General features: G+C 76.4%; 21 protein-coding genes. 10 read left to right on the top strand and 11 right to left on the bottom strand.

Going from position 1 to position 19107, the window contains the following annotated elements; genetic code table 11:
• Nucleotides 1-392 precede the first annotated feature (392 nt).
• Both ACFC0B_RS02275 and ACFC0B_RS02280 read right to left on the bottom strand, forming a co-directional pair.
• Nucleotides 393-941 (bottom strand): RBBP9/YdeN family alpha/beta hydrolase, encoded by a 549-nt coding sequence (locus ACFC0B_RS02275; protein ID WP_376080929.1) that lies wholly within the window; start codon nt 939-941, stop codon nt 393-395.
• Nucleotides 942-1104: 163 nt separating this feature from the next.
• Entirely contained in the window at nt 1105-3279 is a 2175-nt protein-coding gene (locus ACFC0B_RS02280) for a hypothetical protein (protein WP_376080930.1), read from the bottom strand.
• A gap of 224 nt (nt 3280-3503) precedes the next feature.
• Here ACFC0B_RS02280 and ACFC0B_RS02285 point away from each other — a divergent pair, with 224 nt between their 5' ends.
• The 3 genes from ACFC0B_RS02285 to ACFC0B_RS02295 all read left to right on the top strand — a co-directional run bounded on the left by ACFC0B_RS02285 (nt 3504) and on the right by ACFC0B_RS02295 (nt 6263).
• Nucleotides 3504-4070 carry a DJ-1/PfpI family protein gene (locus tag ACFC0B_RS02285; RefSeq protein ID WP_376080932.1) on the top strand — a complete coding sequence of 189 codons (567 nt, stop codon included), beginning with the start codon at nt 3504-3506 and terminating at the stop codon, nt 4068-4070.
• A 285-nt stretch (nt 4071-4355) separates the two neighbouring features.
• Nucleotides 4356-5633, top strand: coding sequence for a serine hydrolase domain-containing protein (locus ACFC0B_RS02290; RefSeq protein WP_376080934.1), 1278 nt, complete (start codon nt 4356-4358; stop codon nt 5631-5633).
• 90 nt (nt 5634-5723) lie between these two features.
• Nucleotides 5724-6263 carry a gamma carbonic anhydrase family protein gene (locus tag ACFC0B_RS02295; RefSeq protein WP_376080937.1) on the top strand — a complete coding sequence of 180 codons (540 nt, stop codon included), beginning with the start codon at nt 5724-5726 and terminating at the stop codon, nt 6261-6263.
• Between the two features lie 6 nt (nt 6264-6269).
• Here ACFC0B_RS02295 and ACFC0B_RS02300 read toward each other — a convergent pair whose 3' ends face one another.
• On the bottom strand, nt 6270-7511 hold the full coding sequence (locus ACFC0B_RS02300; protein ID WP_376080940.1) for an MFS transporter: 1242 nt from the start codon (nt 7509-7511) through the stop codon (nt 6270-6272).
• A 163-nt stretch (nt 7512-7674) separates the two neighbouring features.
• Between ACFC0B_RS02300 and ACFC0B_RS02305 the strand changes: the two genes are divergently transcribed.
• The 4 genes from ACFC0B_RS02305 (at nt 7675) to ACFC0B_RS02320 (ending at nt 9540) form a co-directional block, all read left to right on the top strand.
• Nucleotides 7675-7911, top strand: a complete 237-nt coding sequence (locus ACFC0B_RS02305; protein ID WP_376080943.1) for a DUF2277 domain-containing protein — start codon at nt 7675-7677, stop codon at nt 7909-7911.
• Between the two features lie 37 nt (nt 7912-7948).
• Nucleotides 7949-8185 carry a DUF6296 family protein gene (locus ACFC0B_RS02310; RefSeq protein ID WP_376080945.1) on the top strand — a complete coding sequence of 79 codons (237 nt, stop codon included), beginning with the start codon at nt 7949-7951 and terminating at the stop codon, nt 8183-8185.
• Between the two features lie 73 nt (nt 8186-8258).
• Nucleotides 8259-8543: a DUF427 domain-containing protein gene (locus ACFC0B_RS02315; protein WP_376080948.1), complete on the top strand. Its 285-nt coding sequence runs from the start codon at nt 8259-8261 to the stop codon at nt 8541-8543.
• Between the two features lie 118 nt (nt 8544-8661).
• Nucleotides 8662-9540: a hypothetical protein gene (locus tag ACFC0B_RS02320; RefSeq protein WP_376080951.1), complete on the top strand. Its 879-nt coding sequence runs from the start codon at nt 8662-8664 to the stop codon at nt 9538-9540.
• Nucleotides 9541-9623: 83 nt separating this feature from the next.
• Here ACFC0B_RS02320 and ACFC0B_RS02325 read toward each other — a convergent pair whose 3' ends face one another.
• The 5 genes from ACFC0B_RS02325 to ACFC0B_RS02345 all read right to left on the bottom strand — a co-directional run bounded on the left by ACFC0B_RS02325 (nt 9624) and on the right by ACFC0B_RS02345 (nt 13729).
• Nucleotides 9624-9932, bottom strand: a complete 309-nt coding sequence (locus ACFC0B_RS02325) for a hypothetical protein (protein WP_376082372.1) — start codon at nt 9930-9932, stop codon at nt 9624-9626.
• Between the two features lie 162 nt (nt 9933-10094).
• A complete protein-coding gene (locus ACFC0B_RS02330) occupies nt 10095-10256 on the bottom strand; it encodes a hypothetical protein (RefSeq protein ID WP_376080952.1) in 162 nt (53 codons plus the stop codon).
• A gap of 197 nt (nt 10257-10453) precedes the next feature.
• Nucleotides 10454-11665, bottom strand: coding sequence for a cytochrome P450 (locus tag ACFC0B_RS02335; RefSeq protein ID WP_376080955.1), 1212 nt, complete (start codon nt 11663-11665; stop codon nt 10454-10456).
• 79 nt (nt 11666-11744) lie between these two features.
• The gene (locus ACFC0B_RS02340; protein WP_376080958.1) at nt 11745-11963 is read right to left on the bottom strand and encodes a ferredoxin; all 219 of its coding nucleotides are present in this window, start codon (nt 11961-11963) and stop codon (nt 11745-11747) included.
• A 179-nt stretch (nt 11964-12142) separates the two neighbouring features.
• On the bottom strand, nt 12143-13729 hold the full coding sequence (locus tag ACFC0B_RS02345; protein ID WP_376080961.1) for an ATP-dependent DNA ligase: 1587 nt from the start codon (nt 13727-13729) through the stop codon (nt 12143-12145).
• Nucleotides 13730-13975: 246 nt separating this feature from the next.
• Between ACFC0B_RS02345 and ACFC0B_RS02350 the strand changes: the two genes are divergently transcribed.
• From ACFC0B_RS02350 to ACFC0B_RS02360, 3 genes are all read left to right on the top strand, one after another.
• On the top strand, nt 13976-14110 hold the full coding sequence (locus ACFC0B_RS02350) for a hypothetical protein (protein ID WP_376080963.1): 135 nt from the start codon (nt 13976-13978) through the stop codon (nt 14108-14110).
• A gap of 154 nt (nt 14111-14264) precedes the next feature.
• Entirely contained in the window at nt 14265-15281 is a 1017-nt protein-coding gene (locus ACFC0B_RS02355; RefSeq protein WP_376080966.1) for a CAP domain-containing protein, read from the top strand.
• Nucleotides 15282-15434: 153 nt separating this feature from the next.
• Nucleotides 15435-17063 carry a sigma-70 family RNA polymerase sigma factor gene (locus ACFC0B_RS02360; protein ID WP_376080969.1) on the top strand — a complete coding sequence of 543 codons (1629 nt, stop codon included), beginning with the start codon at nt 15435-15437 and terminating at the stop codon, nt 17061-17063.
• A 32-nt stretch (nt 17064-17095) separates the two neighbouring features.
• Here the strand turns inward: ACFC0B_RS02360 and ACFC0B_RS02365 are convergent, their stop codons facing one another.
• The 3 genes from ACFC0B_RS02365 to ACFC0B_RS02375 all read right to left on the bottom strand — a co-directional run bounded on the left by ACFC0B_RS02365 (nt 17096) and on the right by ACFC0B_RS02375 (nt 18864).
• On the bottom strand, nt 17096-17338 hold the full coding sequence (locus ACFC0B_RS02365; protein WP_376080972.1) for a hypothetical protein: 243 nt from the start codon (nt 17336-17338) through the stop codon (nt 17096-17098).
• A gap of 118 nt (nt 17339-17456) precedes the next feature.
• Entirely contained in the window at nt 17457-18356 is a 900-nt protein-coding gene (locus ACFC0B_RS02370) for a hypothetical protein (protein WP_376080975.1), read from the bottom strand.
• Nucleotides 18343-18864 (bottom strand): SigE family RNA polymerase sigma factor, encoded by a 522-nt coding sequence (locus ACFC0B_RS02375; RefSeq protein WP_376080977.1) that lies wholly within the window; start codon nt 18862-18864, stop codon nt 18343-18345. The genes ACFC0B_RS02370 and ACFC0B_RS02375 overlap by 14 nt, the downstream gene beginning before the upstream one ends.
• Between the last annotated feature and the right edge of the window lie 243 nt (nt 18865-19107).

Here is a 19107-nt window from a genome sequence, read left to right on the forward strand (position 1 = left end):
CAGACTAGGAGCAGCGGCGCCCGGCCGGGTGGCCTCCGGGCGAACTGCGGGAGAAGTTCCTGCACCCACCGCCCTTCGCGCACAGGGAGGCCGCCCGTACTCGCGGGGGGAGGCCGCCCGCACGCTCGGGGAGGCCGCCCGAGCGCGGGGAAGGCCGGCCGCGGTCACGCACCGCGGCCGGCCTCCGGTCCGGGGTGACGGACCTGTGCGGGGCCTCCCGGCCGCCGGGCCCGGCCAGGGACGAGGCGGGGCGGGACGGTGGAACTCCGGGAGGTGGTCCCTCGGGGTGGTGGATCTGCACCGATTCTGCTCGGGTGCCCGGGCGTCCCGCCATCCCCGGAATCTGGGATCGCGGGGCGGGCGCCCGCCGACCCCGCCGGCGGCCCGTCCGCTCAGAGCGCGGCCAGCAGCTCCCGGCCCAGCGGCCAGTCGCCCAGCCCGGAATCGGAGTTGAGGTGCCCGAAGGCCCCCGGCTCGACGTACCGCGCACCCCAGGCCCCGGCGAACTCCCGGGCGCGCGCCGCGCTGACCCAGGGATCGTCGGTGCTGGAGACCACGGTGGCCGGGAACGGCAGCCGGGACAGCGCCACCGGACGGAAGCCCAGCAGCTCGGGGACCTCCGCGTGGTCGACGTCGGCGGGTGCGACCAGCAGTGCGCCGCGCACCGCCGCCGTCCGCCCGGCCGGGGCCCCGGCCGCCCAGCGGGCCACCGTCACGCAGCCGAGGCTGTGCGCCACCAGCACCACCGGTCCGTCGGCGGCCGCCGCGGCGACCGCCGCGTCCACCCGCTCCACCCAGGCGTCCGGCTCGGGGTGGTCCCAGTCCTCCTGCTGCACCCGGACGAACGCCGCCGGGTCGGCGGCCTCCCAGCGGCTCTGCCAGTGGGCCGGTCCGGAGCCCTGGTAGCCGGGCAGAACGAGATAGGTGGTGCGGTCCGACATCGGGGCGTCATCCCTCCGGGCTGTCACGGGGACGGACACGACGACGCCGGGGCGCGGAAGGCGCGCCCCGGCGTTGGGTCGAGGGCGAGGAAAGCGGAGGGACTAATTCAGTGGAGTGGAGAAGGAAGCCCCTCCATGGCCTCGCCGGGTCCCACGCTACCAGTCAGGCGGGGACCAGGTCGCGCAGATTTCCGGGGGTGACGATCCGGGAGCCGGGGTGCAGCCCCTCCGGCCGCTCCAGGCCGATGTACGTCACCGGGCCGGCCGGGACCGCACCGCCGTCCCACAGCGTGACGGCGGCGGCCCGGTCCCGCATCAGCTCGGTGAGGTGGCGGACCGTGAGGTAGTCGCGTTCGACGACGCCGCGCAGCAGCACCGCGACCGACACCCGGTTCCCCTCGACCCGGTTGGCGCTGGGCGTGCCCGCGAGGTGGAGGTGCAGCCACTTGGCGCGCCAGCGGCCGTCGGCCCCGCGCAGGAACGCCAGCGGCAGGGCCACCCGGCCGGGGCCGCGCAGGTCCGACTTCATCCGCACGGTGCGCGCCTCGAAGGGCCGTCCCGCCTGCTCGCCGTCCCGCAGCATGAAGCCGAAGAACGACTCCTCGACCTCCTCGAAGCCCTCGCCGGAGAAGATGTTGACCTGGGGGACGATGTACGCGCCGCGCACCGCGTCGAGCCGGAGGTTGATGAACTCCGAGGCGCCCTCCGGTGCTTCGGTAATGTCCCCCGAGTGCTCGCCCCCGATGTCGGTGAGGGCCGTGTACGAGAGCCAGGAGACCGTCCTGTAGGACTCGTCCAGCATCAGTGCCGACAGGTCGAAGTCGGTGTTGTGCTGGGTCTGCTTCCAGTGGACGAAGAAGCGCAGCAGTTCGCCGTCGACGGGGGAGACCGAGCCGCGGGGCAGCACGCCCAGGCCGGCGGACGTCGCCTTGCCGCTGAGCGGCAGGGAGACGTCGAGGACGGCCGGGTCGATCAGCAGGTGCCCCGGATCCGGGAGCCGGCGGACCGTCTCGGCGTCCAGGACGGCGATCAGGCGGCGGCACTCGTCGGCCGGCAGGGGCGGCCGGGTGTCGGCGGCGACCCAGGCGCGGCCGGAGCGGTTGACGAAGACCCGCCGGGCCCCCGCTCCTTCGGAACGGCGGTTCTGGAGGTGCTCGCGGACCGACAGCAGCACCCGGCCGGCCGCCTGCCCGGCCGCCGCCTCGGCGGCGGCCACGACGGCCTCGCGCTGCTCCTGCGTGGCGCAGGCCCGCAGCAGGCGGTCGAGCGCGCGGAACAGCTTCCCCGGGGCGGCGGACAGCAGCCGCACCGCCGCGGTGACGTCCTCCGCGCCGAGCGCGTCCTCGACCCGGCTGTCGAGGGAGCGCGCCTCCCGCTCGCCCCGGGCGACGGCGAACACCTCGGCGGCGTGCGGCCAGCGGGGGTACTCGTGCGGGTGGAGCCGCTCGCCGAGGCGCTTGAACGGCTCGCGGTGCGCGCCGACGTCGGCGAGCTTGGCGGGGGCGGCGGCGACCACCGCGTCCAGGCCCGCGAGCAGCGCGCGGCGGACCGGCCGGGGGAACGCCCGGAACCGGGTCGGCTGCGCGAGCGTGACGTCCCCTTCCGACAGTGCGCAGGCGAGGCGGAGCACGTCGGTGACGGTGTCCAGCAGGAGGTCCGCGCCGGCGTCGAGGCGGGCGCGGTTGACGACGGCGCGGTTCTCCCGGACCGGGATCGCCTCGGGCTGCGGTCCGTCCACGCGGTGTCCGGCGAGTTCGCCGAGGTCGCTCAGGGCCTGCTCGCCCAGCGGGGTGGCGCTGCCCGCCAGCGCCAGGTACAGGGCGGTGACCTCGTCCTCCAGCGGGCCGCCCGGGTGCAGGACGGTCATCCGGTCGCCGGCGGCGGCGATCAGCTCGTCGTGGGCGGCGAGCAGTTCGGCGTAGCCGTGCCGGTAGCGGCCGTAGCCGGGCAGCGTCAGCAGGTCGAGCACGCCCGCGCTGAGCTGGGCGATCGTGCCCTCGCGCTCCCCGTCGTCGGCGAGCGCCTCGGCGATGCACCCCGTCCAGAAGTCGACGGTGTCCGGCACGTTGGCCGGGAAGTCGATGAAGTAGACGTTGTGCCGGACGTGGTCGCCGACCAGTTCGCGCACGGTGGCCAGGGTGCGGGCGGCGGTCGCGCGGACGGTCTCCCCGCTCAGCCCCGACAGCCGCTCCAGTACCCCGGCCGAGAGCTTGAAGCCCACGGACATCAGGGCGGCGTCGAACTGACGCGCCGCGGCCTCGCCGCTCCCGGCCGGACCGTCGGGGACGGGCAGGCGGAAGGTGTGCCGGACGACCATGGATTCGAGGCGGTGGGACATTCCGCCATGATCCCAGAGCCGTGCGGACCGCCGCACCCGGGTTTCGCGGATTCGGGCCGCCACCGGCTCGGGGGCGCACGCCCCCGGGCGTGCGCCGGGTCGGGATGCCGCGCCCCGTTGCGTGGGCGCACCGGGTGCGGGAGCTTGGTGCCGTCCCGTTCGGAGCTCTCCGTCCCGGGAACGTAAAGACGTTGACGGTAAATCACTTCGGAGGAATGTCGGCGATGGCAACGAAGATCCTGCTCGTCACCGGGGACGCCGCGGAGTCGCTGGAGGTGTTCTACCCGTACCAGCGGCTGCGCGAGGAGGGCTACCAGGTCGACATCGCGGCGCCGGCCAGGAAGCGGCTCCAGTTCGTGGTGCACGACTTCGTCGAGGGCTTCGACACCTACACCGAGAAGCCGGGCTACACCTGGCCCGCCGACCTGGCGTTCGCCGACGTCGACCCGGCCGACTACGTGGCGCTGGTCGTCCCGGGCGGGCGCGCCCCCGAGTACCTGCGCAACGACCCCGAGGTGCAGCGGATCGTCCGGCACTTCTTCGAGAGCGAGAAGCCGGTCGCCCAGATCTGCCACGGCCCGCTGGTGGCGGCCGCCGCCGGGGTGCTCGGCGGGCGGACCAGCGCCGCCTACCCGGCCCTGGAGCCGGACGTGAAGGCGGCGGGCGCGACCTACGTGGACGGCGAGGCGGTGGTGGACGGGGTGGTGGTCTCGGCCCGCGCCTGGCCCGACCACCCGGCGTGGCTGCGGGCGTTCATCGAGGTCCTGCGGGTCAAGGCCCCGGTCGGCTGACGGCCGGCGGGAGGGGGCGCCCGCGCTCGCGGCCGCGGGCGCCCGCCGGACCGGCCCCGGCGGGCGGTACCCCGAGCAGGCCCCGGCGGTACCCCCGAGCCGGTCTCGGGGGTGGCCCGGAGCGGGTCTCGGGGGCGGCCCCTCCCTGAGGGGGAGCGGCGCGCCGGGCGAAGCTCGGCCCAGGGACCGACGATCTTTCAGCAGAGTCCTGCCAGAGTGTCAAGTGCCGATATCGGAACGGATGTTGTGGTCATCCGTCGGCACGGACACGAGAGGCGGACGGACATGGCGGAGCACAGGAACGGGACGGATCCGGACGGTCGCGGGGGCACGGGGCGCAGGCGGCGCCGCTCGGCCGTCCGGGTCGTGGCGCTCGCGCTGGCGGGCGCGGGCCTGGTGGGCGTGACGGCCCCGGCGGCCGGCGCCCTCGGCACGGCGGAACCGGGCGGGGTGGTGACGGTGACCAGCACACAGGACACGGCGCGGGACGCCGCGGACCGGGGGCCGCGGAAGGGCGTCGACACCAAGGCCCTGAACGCCGCGCTGCGCGGCATCGTCGACTCCGGCGGCACCTCCGCCGCGCTGGCCAGGGTCGGCGATCACGGCCGCACCCTGTGGAAGGGCGCCTCCGGGGTCGCCGACCGCACCACCGGCGCCCCGGCCTCCGTGGACGGCCGGTTCCGGATCGGCAGCGTGACCAAGACCTTCGTCTCCACCGTCACCCTCCAGCTGGTCGCCGAGGGGCGGCTCGGCCTGGACGACCCGGTGGAGCGCCTGCTGCCCGGCGCGGTGCCGAACGGCGCGAACATCACCCTGCGCCAGCTGCTCAGCCACACCAGCGGGGTGTTCAACTACACCGAGGACCAGGCCTTCGACATCGAGGCGCCGGGCGCCGTCGAACGGTGGCTGGAGTCCGGCCGCTGGACCCGCTGGACGCCGCAGCAGCTCGTCGCCCTCGCCAACGCCCACCCGGCGTACTTCCCGCCCGGCCAGGGCTTCCACTACTCCAACACCAACTACGTCCTGGTCGGACAGATCATCGAGCGGGCGACCGGCCGCAGCTGGCAGCAGGAGGTGGAGCGCCGGGTGATCCGCCCGCTGGGCCTGACCGGCACCTCCATGCCGGACCACGGGACGACCGTCCCCGGCCCGCACGCGCACGGCTACTACGAGCTGCCCACCGGCCCCGTGGACGTCACCGAACTGGACCCGAGCATGGCGGGCGCCTCCGGCGCCGGGATCTCGACCACCGCCGACCTCAACACCTTCATCAACGCCCTGGTCGGCGGCCGGCTGCTGCCCCGCCCGCAGCTCGCGGAGATGATGACGGCCACCCCGCAGAGCGAGAGCCGGTACGGCCTCGGCCTGGAGCGGGCGACCACGGACTGCGGCGTGCTCTGGGGCCACACCGGCGGCATCCCCGGCTACAACACCGTCCTGTACACCAGCCCCGACCTGCGCCGGCAGCTCGCGGTCTCGATGAACGCCCAGGGCATCTCGACCCCGCCGGCCACCCGGGAGGCCTTCGAGAAGCTGCTCGCCGCCGGGACCTGCGCCGACTGACCCCGGCGGGCCACCCGCCCCCGGCGCGGCCGGGCGGGGATGCCATCATGGCCCGCACCTGATGGGCCGTCGTCGCGAGGAGGACGAGAGATGGCAGAACCGCTGATCGCCGAAGTCGGGGGCCGGGTGCCCGCCGTCGACCCGGGCGCCTTCGTCGCGCCGAACGCCGTCGTGGTGGGCAGCGTGACGGTCGGCGCCGGGGCGAGCGTCTGGTACGGCGCGGTGCTGCGCGGGGACGCCGAGGCGATCACGGTCGGCGCGGGCAGCAACGTCCAGGACAACTGCACCCTGCACGCCGACCTGGGCTTCCCGCTGGTGATGGGGGAGCGGGTCTCGGTCGGCCACAACGCCGTGCTGCACGGCTGCGTGATCGAGGACGACGTGCTGGTCGGGATGAACGCCACGGTGCTCAACGGCGCCCGGATCGGCGCGGGCTCGCTGGTCGCGGCGGGCGCCGTGGTGCCGCAGGGCACGCACGTCCCGCCCGGCTCGCTGGTCGCCGGGGTGCCCGCGAAGGTCCGCCGCGAGCTGACCGAGGAGGAGCGGGCCGGCATCACGTTCAACGCGGAGGGCTACCTGCTGCTGGCCGACGGCCACCGGGAGCTCCGCCCGCTGCCGCCGGCCCCCTGACGCGCCTCAGCGGCCCGCGCGGACCCGGTCGTCCGGGGCCGGCGCGGGCCCGGGCACCCGGGCCGCGGAGCCGCCCCCGGCGACCACGACCGTCGCCGTCCGCCCGCGCCGCCGGTCGACGGCCCAGGCGGCCACCGCGATCGCCGCCCCCGAGGCCGCCAGGCCCGAGCCGACCAGCGGCGGCGAGGTCCAGCCCAGCCCGGCGTCCAGCGCCAGCCCGCCGAAGAACGCGCCCTGGGCGTTGGCCAGGTTGAACGCGCCCTGCACCGTCGCCGAGGCCAGCGTCGGCGCGCTGCGCGCCTCGCGCATCACCAGCGTCTGCACGGCCGGGACGATCGCGAACCCGAACAGCCCGACCAGCACCACCGTCACCGCCGCCGACCACTCGCTGCGCGCGGTCACGGCGAACAGCGCCAGCACGGCGGCCAGCAGGACGAACGCGGCGCACACGGTCGGTCGCAGCGCGCGGTCCGCCGCGTAGCCGCCGAGCAGGTTGCCGATCGTCATCCCCACCCCGAACAGCGCCAGCACCAGGGTCACCGAGCCGGTGGCGAAGCCGGAGACCTCGGTGAGCAGCGGGGTGATGTACGAGTAGCAGGCGAAGAAGCCGCCGCAGCCGAAGACCACCGTGGCCAGCGCCAGCCAGAGCTGCCCGCTGCGGAACGCGCCCAGCTCGTGCCGCAGGCCCGCCTGCGCGGGGGAGGGCAGCACCGGGACGAGCCGGGCGATCGCCACCGCCCCGGCCGCGCCGATCGCCACCACCACCAGCATGGTCGCCCGCCACCCCAGGTGCTGCCCGAGCAGCGTCGCGGCCGGCACCCCGACGACATTGGCGAGGGTCAGGCCGGAGAACATCACCGCGACCGCCCGGGCCCGCCTGTCCGGGGCCACGAGCTCGGCCGCCGCCACCGCCCCGGCGCCGAAGAACGCCCCGTGCGGCAGCCCGGTGACCAGCCGGGCGGCGGCCAGCGTCCAGAAGTCGGGGGCGAGCGCGCAGAGCAGGTTCCCGAAGGCGAAGAAGGCGGCCAGCGCGACCAGCACCGCCTTCCGGGGCCGCCCGGCGGCGAGCGCGGTGAGCAGCGGCGCCCCGATCACCACGCCGATCGCGTAGGCCGAGATCAGCCAGCCGGCCTGCGGGATCGAGACGTCCAGGCTGTCCGCCACCTGGGGGAGCAGCCCCATGGCGGCGAACTCGGTGGTTCCGATGGCGAACGCGGTGACGGCCAGGGCGACCAGCGCGAGAGGCAAGGGGGTACTCCGGGAGGGCGTGGGGAGGGAGGAGTCGGGTTTGTCCGGCCGAAATCCTAATCCGAATCCCCGGGCGATCGGATGACGAGCCCGTGTGGCGGGCAGGGCGGTCCGGTGACGGACGGGGGTCGCCTCCCGGACGTCCGCGCGGGAGACTGGGGTCATGTGCCGCAGTATCAAGACGCTCAGACCGCCGGTGACGCCCGACGCCACGGAGGAGGACTACCGCGCGGCCGCGCTCCAGTACGTGCGCAAGGTGTCCGGCTTCCGGGCGCCGGCCGCGCACAACCGCGAGGCCTTCGACCGGGCGGTGGAGGCCGTCACCGAGGCCACCGCCCGGCTGCTCGACGAGCTGGAGGTCCGCGGCGCCTCCGCCCGTCCGTCCCGGGCCGCCGCCTAGGCACGGACCGGGTCGAACAGGGAGCAGGAGGTCGGTGATGAGCCCCGTCACCCGTTACGTACTCACCTTCCCGGGGACCCCCGGCACCCAGGCCCCGCAGGACGTGGTCGTGGTCGCGCGCACCAGCGCCACCGGGCCGGGCGGACACCCGGTCTACGAGGACGCCAGCGGCATCGTCCGGGCCGAGATCAGCGAGGCGGGGGAGGTCCGGATGCTCGCCACCGGCGGCCACCAGACGCCGCACTGCCCGGTGCACGCCCAGCCACTGCCCTGATTCCGGCCCCGGGCGCCCGCCTCGGAGGCCTGCCCCGGTGACACCGCCGCGTCCCGTCGGGCAGACTCGCGGCATGACCACAGCACGCTGGCAGGGCACCGTCGTCGCCGAGAGCGAGGACACCGTCGTCGTCGAGGGAAACCACTACTTTCCGGCCGACTCCGTGCGCACCGAGTACCTGCGCCCGTCCGACACCACCACCGTCTGCGGCTGGAAGGGCACGGCGGAGTACTACTCCCTGCACGTCGACGGCGCGACCAACCCGGACGCGGCCTGGTACTACGCCGACCCCGACCCCGCGGCCGAGCACATCCGAGGCCGGGTGGCCTTCTGGAGGGGCGTGGAGATCACCGGGTGAACCGGCGGCCCGGCGGACGGGACCGGCCGGCGCCCCGGTACACGGCCGTCGTCGTCCTGTCGCAGGACCGCGACACCCCCGGGGCGTATCGCGCCGGGCCGCCGGGTACGGCCACACCATGGCAATCTTCAGGAAGCCGGGACGCCCCGGGCAGCCCGAGCCCACCCCGGACCGCCTCGCCGACGAGCTGGCCGGACTGGTCGAGGAACTCGAACCCGGCGAGCCCGCCGAGGGCGGCCCCGGCGGGCTCGCCGAGTACCGGGCGGAGACCGAGCGCGGCCGGCGGCGCGGCGCCCGGCTGGTCAGCGCGATCGCCCGCCGGCTCGGCACCGGCGGCCGGGTCGCCGCCAAGGGCGCCGCGGTCGGCGGCCGCGCCCTCACCGAGCAGCTGCTCCAGACCGCCCCGCGCATCCCGATCCGCAGCCTCGCCACGCTGCGCGCCCAGCACCCCGGCGCCGCCGACCCGGAGCAGCTGGCCGACCTGCTGATCACCGGCGCGAGCCGGGCCTCCAGCGCGCTCGGCGCCGGCGTCGGCGCCGCCGCGATGCTCCCGGTGCCGCCCGCGATGCCGGTGGAGATCGCCGCCGAGACGATCGCCGTCGCCGCCGTCGAGATCAAGCTGATCGCCGAACTGCACGAGGTCTACGGTTTCCCCGTCCAGGGCACCGCCACCCAGAAGGCCGGCGCGTACGTCGGCGCCTGGGCCAACCGGCGCGGCATCGAACCCACCCTGCTCGCCAAGCCGGCCGGCCTGGCCGCGATGGCGCTCGGCAGCGAGGTGCGCCAGCAGGTCCGCCGCCGGCTCACCCGCAGCTCGCTGCGCCGCCTGCCGTCGCTGACCCCGCTGCTGGTCGGCGCGGGCATCGGCGCCACGATCAACCTGCGCGACACCCGCAAGGTGGCCCGCGAGGTCCGTGAGTCGCTGCGCGGACTCCCGCCGCTGGACCCGGCGTACTGGGCGGCCGCCGCCCCCGACCCGCGGCGGGGCGGCGACTGACCGCCGCGCCGCGGCCGCCACGCGCGCCGGCCGGCCCCGCGCGGACCGGCCGGTGCGGCCTGCGGCGGCGCCGCGGGGGCGGGTCACCCGCCCGGTGTCTGCGGGGCCCCGGCGCCCCGCCCCGCCTTGACGGCGTTCACCATCGCCTGGTGGACGGCCCGCGCGGTGGTCTCGTCGGCCGCCGGGACGGGACTGCCCGCCACCGAGTACCAGTCCAGCGCCCCGGTGTACTGCACGGTGAGCCGCGCCTCACCGTCCGCCCAGGTGGTGTGCACGGTGAGGTCGCCCGAGATCGGGCCGACCTCGACGGTGGTCACCCCGCCGGGCCCGCTGATGATCGACTGGGTGGTCCAGGTGGCCCACGAGGCCCTGGGGTCGAGCGGCGGCTCCACCCGCGCCGCCGGGCCCGGGTCCTGTCCTGCCGTGCCCTGCTGCTGTTCGGTCATGCGCCCATCCTCCCCCGCCGGTCCGCCGCCGCTGGGGCAGCGACACCGGCGGTCGCGAAGGCCGCCCGAGAACCGGGCGGCCTGTGGCAACTCGTCGGTGCGAGCGGGTCAGCTGTCCGCCCTCGGCTCCTCCAGGGGCTCGCCCTCCGCCTGCGAGGTGTCCTGTGCGTGCTGGTTCTGCATCGAGGTGATGCCCTCCTCGGGGTCGGCCGCGCGGACGTCCTCGTCCCGGTCGGTGCTCACCTCGGAGCGTGCGCTCATGTCGGTCATCGCGGGCTCCGTCTCCTCGGCCGGCCGGAGCGACCGGACCCGCCGCGGTACGCCGTGGTGCCGGGCGGCCGCCGGGCCGGTGCGCTGTTTCGCACCTCAAGCCTGCCTCCGCACCCCGGCGAGGGCCAACCGGGGGCCGACCGAGGCCGGCCGGGGCCGGTCGGGGACCGGGCGCGCCGCCCCGCCCGGCCCGGGCGTCACCAGGTGACCGGCAGCGACCTCAGCCCGTAGACCAGCGCCTCCGTGCGGAACTCCAGCGCCTGCTCCGGCACCGCCGGCCGCAACCCGGGGAGCCGCCGGAACAGCGTGCCCAGCGCGATCTGCAGCTCGGCCCGGGCCAGCGGCTGCCCCAGGCACTGGTGCACCCCGAAGCCGAAGGCCACGTGCCGGCGGGAGTCCCGGTCGAGATCGACCTCGCCCACGCCCAGGCGGCCCTCGGTGCCGAACAGCGCGTCGTCCCGGTTGGCCGTCGACAGCATCGCCATCACCCCGTCCCCGGCGCGGATCAGGGTGCCGCCCAGCTCGACGTCCTCCACCGCCAGCCGCGGCACGCCCATGTGCAGGATGGTGAGCACCCGCAGCAGCTCCTCCACCGCCCCGGGCACCGCGGCCGGGTCGGCGAGCCGGGCGGCCTGCTCGGGGTGGCGCAGCAGCAGCGCGGTGGAGAGCGCGATCATGTTGGCGGTGGTCTCGTGTCCGGCCACCAGCAGCAGCAGCCCGGTCCTGGCGATCTCGTCGACGGTGAGGTCGTCGCGGACCGCCAGCCGGCTCAGGGTGTCCTCGCCGGGCCGGGCCCGCTTCTGCTCGGCGAGCCGGGTCAGGTAGACGAGGAGCTCCTCCTGGGCCCGGGCCACCTCCCGGTCGTCGCCGTCGGTGGCGAGCAGCAGCCGGCTGTTCGTCTGGAACACCTCCCGGTCCTCGTACGGGACGCCGAGCAGCAGGCAGATCACCAGGGAGGGGACGGGCAGCGCGAACTCGGCGACCAGGTCGGCCGGACCGCCCCCGGCCGTCATCCGGTCGAGCGCGTCGTCCACGATCTGCTGGATCTCGGGGCGCATCGCCTCCACCCGCTTGACCAGGAAGTCCCCGGTGACCATGCGGCGCAGCCGGGCGTGCTCGGGGTCGTCGAGGCGCACGAAGGAGGGGTTGGCGGCGACCAGTTCGCGCCGTCCCTCGGTCAGGAACGGGAACGCGGGCCGGCGGGCGTCGGCGCTGAACCGGCGGTCCGACAGCACCGTGCGGACCTCCTGGTAGCCGGTGACCAGCCAGCAGGGGCTGCCGTCGGGGAGCTCCGCGCGGCTGACCGGGCCGGTGCTCGCGGCCTCGGTGTACGCGGGCGGCGGCGCGAACGGGCAGGCGGTGTCGTGCCGGGACGGGATCGGGGTGGCGGGAACGGTGGACGTGGTCAAGGTGGTCTCCTCGCGTGACAGGTGGGCCCGTGGCAGGCGGTGGGAGACGGCGGGAGGGCCGCGGGCCCCCGGGCGGTCGTCAGGCGGCGCTGCCGGGCCCGTCGTCCTCGGCCACGGCGATCGCGCCGCCGGGGCAGAGGTCGGCGGCGAGGCGCACGTCGGCGAGCAGCGCGGCGGGGACGGTCGCCCGGCGGACGTTCACCAGGCCGTCCCGCTCGTCCTGTTCGAAGACCTCGGGCGCCGTCATGACGCACTGGCCGGAGCTGCAGCAGCGGTCCCGTTCGACGTTCACCTGCATGTCGGACACCTCTCCGTGGTGTGGCACCGGGTGCACCCGGGCCGGGCCGCCCTCCGCTGTCAGGGTCAAGCTATCCCCGCCTCCTGACGCACACGAAGGGTGGACGGCCACCTTCCGAAGATTGGCCGATTCGCCTCTGGTCGTGAACTGTTGTGGAAAAAACGGAGTTTGATCGAGCGTCAGGCAAACCGTCCGGGACCGCCGGCGGTCCCGGACGCCCGGCCGAGCCCTTCCGCCGCGGCGATCTCCCGAACGGCGGCGACGGTGTCCGCCTCCGCGGCGCCCTTGTCGGGCCGGTAGCGGACCACCCGCGCGAAGCGCAGTGCCAGCCCCGCCGGGTAGCGCGGGCTTCGCTGGACGCCGTCGAAGGCGATCTCCACGACCAGCTCGGGCCGGACCCGGACGGTCCAGGCGTCCCGCTCCACCTCGCGCTCCAGCAGCGCCCCGGTCTGCCAGGCGAGCGTCTCGTCGGTGAGCCCCTTGAAGGTCTTGCCGAGCATCACCCACGGGCCGAGCCCCGGCTCGCCGCCCGCCCGCGCGCCCAGGTGCAGATTGCTGAGGAAGCCGCGCCGCCGCCCGCTGCCCCACTCGGCGGCCAGGACCACCAGGTCCAGGGTGTGCCGGGGCTTGACCTTGATCCAGCCGGCGCCGCGCCGCCCGGCCCGGTAGCCCGCCGCCGGGTCCTTCACCAGGACCCCCTCGTGGCCGTGCGCGAGGGCGTCCTCGAAGAAGGCGAGCGCCTCGGCGCGGTCCCCGGTCTCGGTGTGCGCGACCCGCAGCCCCGGCGGGACCGTCGCTGCGAGGGCGGACCAGCGCTCCCGCCCGGGCCGGTCCACCAGGTCCCCGCCGTCCCGGTGCAGCAGGTCGAAGAACCGCACGCTGAGCGGGACCTCGGCCCGCAGCCGCTCCGGGTCCCGGCGGGCCGCGGTGCGGGCGGCGGTCTCCTGGAACGGCCGCGGCCGGCCGTCCGGCCCGAGCGCGATCGCCTCGCCGTCCAGCACCGCCGAGCCCACCGGCAGGGCCAGCGCCGCCTCCGCCACCTCGGGCACCCGGGCGGTGATGTCGTCCAGCGAGCGGGTGAAGACGCCGACGTCCCGGCCGTCCCGGTGCACCTGCACCCGGATGCCGTCCAGCTTCCACTCCAGCGCGGCCGGGGCGGTGAAGCGGTCCAGCGCCGTGCCGACGTCCGGGGCCGAGGCGGCCAGCATCGGCCGCACCGGCCGGCCCACCTCCAGCCGGAACGCGGCCAGTCCCGGTTCCCCGTCGGTCAGCGCGGCCGCGGCGACCGCCCGGGCCGAGCCGCGGAACATCAGCGCCCGGCGGACCGCCGCCGCCGGCACCCCGGCGGCCCGCGCGACCGCGTCCGCGACCACCGCGTCCAGCGCCCCCTGGCGAAGGTCGCCGACCAGGACGGCGCGCAGGAACGCCTGCTCCGCACCGGTGGCCCGTTCGAAGAGGCCGGTCAGCAGCCGGCGCCGCTCGGCCCGGGCGCCCGCCCCGTGCACGGCGGCGATCGCCTCCAGCGCCCGTTCGGTCTCCCGCACCCCGAGCCGCGGTTCGGCGGCGGGCGGCGGCAGGTCGCGCAGGGCGGCCGGGCCGAGGCCGGTGCGCAGCCGCTGGGACTCGCCGGACAGCAGGGCGACCGCCGCCGGCGCCTCCTCGGGGCCGAGCTCGCGCAGGCAGTCGGCGAGCAGCCCGGTCTTGGCCCGGCGGCCGGGCTCGGCCGCCACGGCGCGCGAGGTCAGGGCCAGGCGGTGGAGCAGCATCGCGGGCCTCCTGGGGAGGGGCGGGCGGTCCGAGGAGGGCCCGCCGGGATGGGCGTCCAGGATCGGCGATCGGGGCCTCCGGCGCGCGTCGGCAGCCGTACGGTCGGGGGCTCCGGCGCGGTCGCCGGAAGGGAGCGGACGGTGCGGACCTCTTGGCCGCACCGTAGATCGGCGCGCTGCCGACGGGCCGTCATGCCGGCGCGTGTCCGGCCACACCGTCCACCGCCACCCCGGGGGAGCCCCGCCATGACCTCGGCCGCCGCCGGCCCGGACGCCGCTGCCCCGACCGGCCCGACCGTTTCGCCCGCCCGCGGCACGTACGACCGGGTCGCCACCCGCACCCGGTCCGTGACCCACGACAGGCCCCCGGCCGGGGCCTGAGCGGACCGCGCGGCAGCCCGCGCCGCCCGTTCGGAAATCCGTTCGCACTTTTCTGTTATCCGGTCACCGCGCGCCGGTCTCCGAGGTGTCGGCACCCGTCCGCCGGACCCTCCGGCGGACCCGACGGCTCCGAACACAGAAAGCGTGCGCGCAGGTGAACAGCGAAGACCGGACGACCATCCTCCCCGCGACCGGGCGGCCCGGCCCCGGCGGGCGCTCCGCGCGCCGCGCCGCGGAACGGCGGCGCGGCCACGGCCGACGGCGCCGCCGCGGCGGGGTCGGGCCGGTGGTGGCCGTGGTCGCGGCCGTTGCCGGCACGGGCGTGATCGCCGCGCTGACCGGCGCCGGGTACGCGGTCTACCGGGGTGAGGAGGGCACCGACGCCGCCGCGCGGGCGGTCTCCCACGAGCCGTTGATCGGCGCGGAGGCCGGTGACCTGAACGGCATCCAGGTGCCCGGCGCGGGCGCCGTCGCCGCGGGGCCGGCCGCGACCGACCCGGCCCGCGCCGCCACGGCCGAGCCCGCGCCCAGCACCGCCCCCGTGACCCCGGCGACGCCCTCGGCGCCGACCGCCACCCCGGGCCGGAGCGCCTCCACCGCACCCGGCACCGCCTCCGCCGCGCCGCGCGACCCGGCCGCGGGTACGGCGCCCGCCGGTGCCGCCGGCGGGGCGGCCGAGCCGCCGAAGCCGACCGCCCCGGCCGCCACCACCACCGCCCCCGGCGCCAAGCCCTCCGCGACCGCCCCGCGCCCGACCGCCACCGCCAACCCGGGCGGCTCGGCCAACGGCTCCTTCGCCCAGCAGGTGGTGGAGCTGGTCAACGTCCAGCGCGCGCAGGCCGGCTGCGGACCGCTCAGCGCCGACTCCCGGCTGGCCACCGCCGCCCAGGTCCACAGCGACGACATGGCCGACCGCAACTTCTTCGACCACGCCAGCCCCGAGGGCACCCACGCCGACCGTCGCATCGAGGCGGCCGGCTACCGGTGGAGCACCTGGGGCGAGAACATCGCGCGCGGCCAGAAGGACCCGGCGGCGGTGATGGAGTCCTGGATGAACAGCCCCGGCCACCGCGCCAACATCCTCAACTGCTCCTTCCAGCAGATCGGCGTCGGCGTCCGGACCGGCTCGGGCGGGCCCTGGTGGACGCAGGTCTTCGCCGCACCGTCATGACGGCCGCCGTGACGGCCGCGGCCACGGCCGCCGTTCGGGGCCGGCCCGAGTCCGATTTTCCGAATCAGCGCGAATTGTTGTTATCTGAGCACTCCCCAGAGGTCTCCGAGGAGGCAGCGGCGGACGGACGACAGCAAGACGGAGTGCGGACCCATGAACGTTGACGTGCAGAGCGGGGCCGGGACGACCCTGGTGCTCGCGGCCCAGGCGGGCGACCCGCAGGCGCGCGAGGCGCTGGTCGCCGCCTGGTTCCCGCTGGTCTACAACGTCGCCGGCCGGGCGTTGAACGGCCACGCCGACGTGGACGACATCGCCCAGGAGACCATGATCCGGGCCCTGGACGGGCTGGAGGGCCTGCGGGACCCGGAGGCGTTCCGCTCCTGGCTGGTCGCGATCACCATGAACCAGGTCCGCAGCCGGTCGACCGGCCAGCAGCAGGCGGCCGTCGGCGGCCTGGACGAGAGCTGGGAGCTGGCCGACCCGCGCGCGGACTTCACCGATCTGACCATCCTCCGGCTCGGCCTCTCCGGCCAGCGCCGGGAGGTCGCCGAGGCCACCCGCTGGCTGGACCCGGACGACCGGGAACTGCTCGCCCTCTGGTGGCTGGAGGCCGGCGGCGAGCTGACCCGCGCCGAACTCGCCGAGGCGCTCGACCTGACGCCGCAGCACGCCGCCGTCCGCGTCCAGCGGATGAAGAAGCAGCTGGAGGCCGGCCGGGTGGTGGTCCGCGCGCTCACCGCCTACCCGCGCTGCCCGGACCTCACCGAGCTGACGGCGGGCTGGGACGGTACGCCGAACTCGGTCTGGCGCAAGCGCACGGCCCGGCACATCCGCGACTGCGCCGCCTGCGACGGGCTGGGGCGCGACCTCGTCCCGGCCGAGGGGCTGCTGGCGGGGCTGGCGCTGGTTCCGGTGCCGATGGACGCCCCGAGCGGGTTCGCCTCCCAGGCCGCGGGTGCGGCGGTCGGCGGGTCCCCGGGCTCCGTCGACGCGACGGGTGCGGCGGGAGGAGCGCCGCCCGCCGCACCGCCCGCCGACCCGGCCGGAGGACCGGGCGGCTGGACCGGGTACGCCCGCCGGAAGACCGTGCTGGCGGGCGGGACGGCGGCGGTGCTGGCCGCTGCGACGCTCGCGATGGTCTGGCCCCAGCACTCCGGACCGGGTGACCAGGCCCCCGACCCGGCGCCCCGGGCCACCGCCCTCGATGCCCCGGCGGCGACGGCCCAGGCGCCCGCAGTGCCGACGGACCGGCCGACCGCGCCGAGCCCGAGCACGTCCCCGTCGGCCGCTGCCGCACCCGACCCGGCGGAGACCCCGGCCGCGGCGACCGTCCCGGCGCCCACTCCGACCGCGAGTCCGAGCACCGGCCGACCGAGCACGGCCCCGGCCGGCTCGGCCAACCTGGAGCGCCAGCTGGTCGAGCTGGTGAACGCCGAGCGGATCCGGCGGGGCTGTGCCGCGCTGCGGATCGACCCGAAGCTGCACGCCGCCGCCCAGAAGCACGCCGAGGACATGGTCGCCCGCAACTACTTCGACCACGCCGCCCCCGACGGCAGCCGGGCGGACACCCGGCTGACCGCGGCCGGCTACCGCTGGTCGCAGTGGGGCGAGAACCTCGACCGGGGACCGAGTGCCCCGGCCGTGGTCTTCAACCGCTGGATGGACGGCGGCATCCACCAGTCGAACATGCTGGACTGCGCGTTCAAGGACGTCGGCATCGGTGTGGCCGGCGGCCCCGGAGGCCTCTACTGGACCCAGGACCTCGGCACCCCGCTCGGCTGACCGGGCCGGTCAGCCTCCCGACCGACCCGCCGTCAGACCGGCAGGCCGACCAGCCCGGGCGCCTCGCCCGTGACATGGCCGGTGGCCTGGCCGACCACCGCGCCGGCGTCCGCGACCTGCCCCGGCAGGGCGTCCGGCACCGAGGCGAGCGGTCCGCCCTGGAGCGGTCCGGTCAGGTCGGCCGGACCGCCGGCGGCATGGGCACTGGGGGCGGTCAGGGAGGCCACGACGCCCACGGCGAGCGAGGCGACGGCGAGCATGCTGCGCTTCTTCATGCCCCCTCCAACGACGTTCCGCCACCCGGGTTACGGCCCGGCCGTCCCCAGGGGGCGCGTCGGGGCCTGTGACGCGCCCCTCGGTGACGCCGGCCGGGCTGTCACACCGGCCGGGCTGTCACTTCGTCCCGGCAGCCGGGACGGACGGGACGGCCCAGGGGGACGGGAGGGCCGAGTCCGGCGGGACGACCGGTGCGGTCCCGGCCGGGCGCAGCGAGGAGAGCGTCCAGGCCAGGGCCTCAAGGGTCCCGTCCGAAGGGCGCCGCATGCAGGCGGTCAGCTGGACGACCTCCGGGCGTCCGCCCAGCATGACCGTCCGGTGCCGGGTCAGCTGCTCGACGCCGCCCCGGAAACTGCATTCCTTGGTGGCCTGCGGGTTGGTCGTCGGATCCGCGTCGTCCCGGTACTTGCCGACGGCCGCCTGGTCGCGGATCAGCCGGAGCGTGATGAGGATGCCGTCGTCCAGGAGCATCCCCGAGGAGACGCACACCGGGTCCTGATGGCCGTCGCGGATCGGGCAGCCGGCCGCGCCGGAGATCTGCTGGGAGGCGAGGTAGGCGGTCGGAACCGCCTGTTCGGCGCTGGGTTGCGCGGTGAGGCTGTACCAGCCCTCCGGAACGTCGACGGTCAGGTCGTCCAGCAGGGGGAACCGGACCGTCCTGCCGTCGACGGCTCCGTCCTCCGGCAGGGGGCTCGGCGAGGCACCGGGGGACGCGGTGGCGGCCGGGCCGGAGGCGGCCGGGCCGAGTACGGTGGCCGGCGGTCCGGGCGCCAGCGCGGGGGCCGCGGCGAGCACGGCGGCGGTCAGGCCGATGCCCAGTCCGCCCGCCAGGGCGGCCCGGCGGCGGCGACGGCGGGTCCGGATCACCCGGGCCAGCACCCGCTCCATCCGGTCCTCCGGCGCCGGCAGCTGCGGGGCGGCCAGCTGGAGCAGGACCCGCAGCTCGTTCGCGACCTCGCGGTCCTCGGCCGACTCGTGGTCCCGGGCGTCCGAGGCCGTGAACTCAGGCTCCGTCACGACGGCCTCCGTCCAGGAGCAGCTCCCGGGCGGGCAGTCGCCCGCGCAGCGTCTGCAGGGCGCGGTGCGTCTGGCTCTTGACGGTGCCCGTGGTGCAGCCCAGCGCCTCGGCCGTGTCCTCCACGCTGAGGTCCTCGAAGAAGCGCAGCACCACCACCGCCCGCTGCCGGGCGGGCAGCGCCCGGACGGCGGCCGCCACCACCTGGCCCACCACCACGTCGTCGAACGGATCCGCGATCGTGGGAGGCTCGGGCAACTGGTCGTGCGGCAGCTCCCCGTGCCAGCGGCGGCGCCACCACGAGACGTGCGAGTTCACCAGCACCCGGCGGACGTACGCCTCGGGCCGGTCGATGGAGATCTGCTCCCAGCGCGGCCACACCTTGGCGAGGGCCGTCTGCAACAGGTCCTCGGCCAGGTGCGGGTCGCCGGTCAGCAGCCAGGCCATCCGGAGCAGCCGGGGGCTGCGGGCGGCGACGAACTCCTCGAAGTCCGGTGTCGCGTTCCTCATCCCGCCGCCCCTGCCATACCGTTCCCGCCACCGTCTCCGTCACCCGCGCCGCCACGTCGGTGGCGGCGGTCCTGCCGGTCGGCCGTGGCCGCCGGGTCCTCGCTGTCGTTCTCACGGCTGCTGAACGCGTTGGGCTCCGCTCCGGGTTGTCCGGGCGGCGGGCCCATTTTCCCCGGGCCGGTCCGGCCGGGTCTCCGCGGGGTGGGGGAGCGTCGCCGGGGCGGCGGAGGGAGGGGCCGGGCG

It is taken from the genome of Kitasatospora sp. NPDC056184 (genome assembly GCF_042268405.1).
Taxonomy (GTDB): Bacteria; Actinomycetota; Actinomycetes; order Streptomycetales; family Streptomycetaceae; genus Kitasatospora.

Coding starts and splice junctions, on each gene's coding strand:
- ACFC0B_RS02375 (WP_376080977.1), bottom strand. CDS start 18,864: ATGAGGAACGCGACACCGGACTTCGAGGAGTTCGTCGCCGCCCGCAGC.
- ACFC0B_RS02285 (WP_376080932.1), top strand. CDS start 3,504: ATGGCAACGAAGATCCTGCTCGTCACCGGGGACGCCGCGGAGTCGCTG.
- ACFC0B_RS02275 (WP_376080929.1), bottom strand. CDS start 941: ATGTCGGACCGCACCACCTATCTCGTTCTGCCCGGCTACCAGGGCTCC.
- ACFC0B_RS02290 (WP_376080934.1), top strand. CDS start 4,356: ATGGCGGAGCACAGGAACGGGACGGATCCGGACGGTCGCGGGGGCACG.
- ACFC0B_RS02360 (WP_376080969.1), top strand. CDS start 15,435: ATGAACGTTGACGTGCAGAGCGGGGCCGGGACGACCCTGGTGCTCGCG.
- ACFC0B_RS02350 (WP_376080963.1), top strand. CDS start 13,976: ATGACCTCGGCCGCCGCCGGCCCGGACGCCGCTGCCCCGACCGGCCCG.
- ACFC0B_RS02280 (WP_376080930.1), bottom strand. CDS start 3,279: ATGTCCCACCGCCTCGAATCCATGGTCGTCCGGCACACCTTCCGCCTG.
- ACFC0B_RS02305 (WP_376080943.1), top strand. CDS start 7,675: ATGTGCCGCAGTATCAAGACGCTCAGACCGCCGGTGACGCCCGACGCC.
- ACFC0B_RS02365 (WP_376080972.1), bottom strand. CDS start 17,338: ATGAAGAAGCGCAGCATGCTCGCCGTCGCCTCGCTCGCCGTGGGCGTC.
- ACFC0B_RS02345 (WP_376080961.1), bottom strand. CDS start 13,729: ATGCTGCTCCACCGCCTGGCCCTGACCTCGCGCGCCGTGGCGGCCGAG.
- ACFC0B_RS02320 (WP_376080951.1), top strand. CDS start 8,662: ATGGCAATCTTCAGGAAGCCGGGACGCCCCGGGCAGCCCGAGCCCACC.
- ACFC0B_RS02315 (WP_376080948.1), top strand. CDS start 8,259: ATGACCACAGCACGCTGGCAGGGCACCGTCGTCGCCGAGAGCGAGGAC.
- ACFC0B_RS02295 (WP_376080937.1), top strand. CDS start 5,724: ATGGCAGAACCGCTGATCGCCGAAGTCGGGGGCCGGGTGCCCGCCGTC.
- ACFC0B_RS02330 (WP_376080952.1), bottom strand. CDS start 10,256: ATGACCGACATGAGCGCACGCTCCGAGGTGAGCACCGACCGGGACGAG.
- ACFC0B_RS02340 (WP_376080958.1), bottom strand. CDS start 11,963: ATGCAGGTGAACGTCGAACGGGACCGCTGCTGCAGCTCCGGCCAGTGC.
- ACFC0B_RS02310 (WP_376080945.1), top strand. CDS start 7,949: ATGAGCCCCGTCACCCGTTACGTACTCACCTTCCCGGGGACCCCCGGC.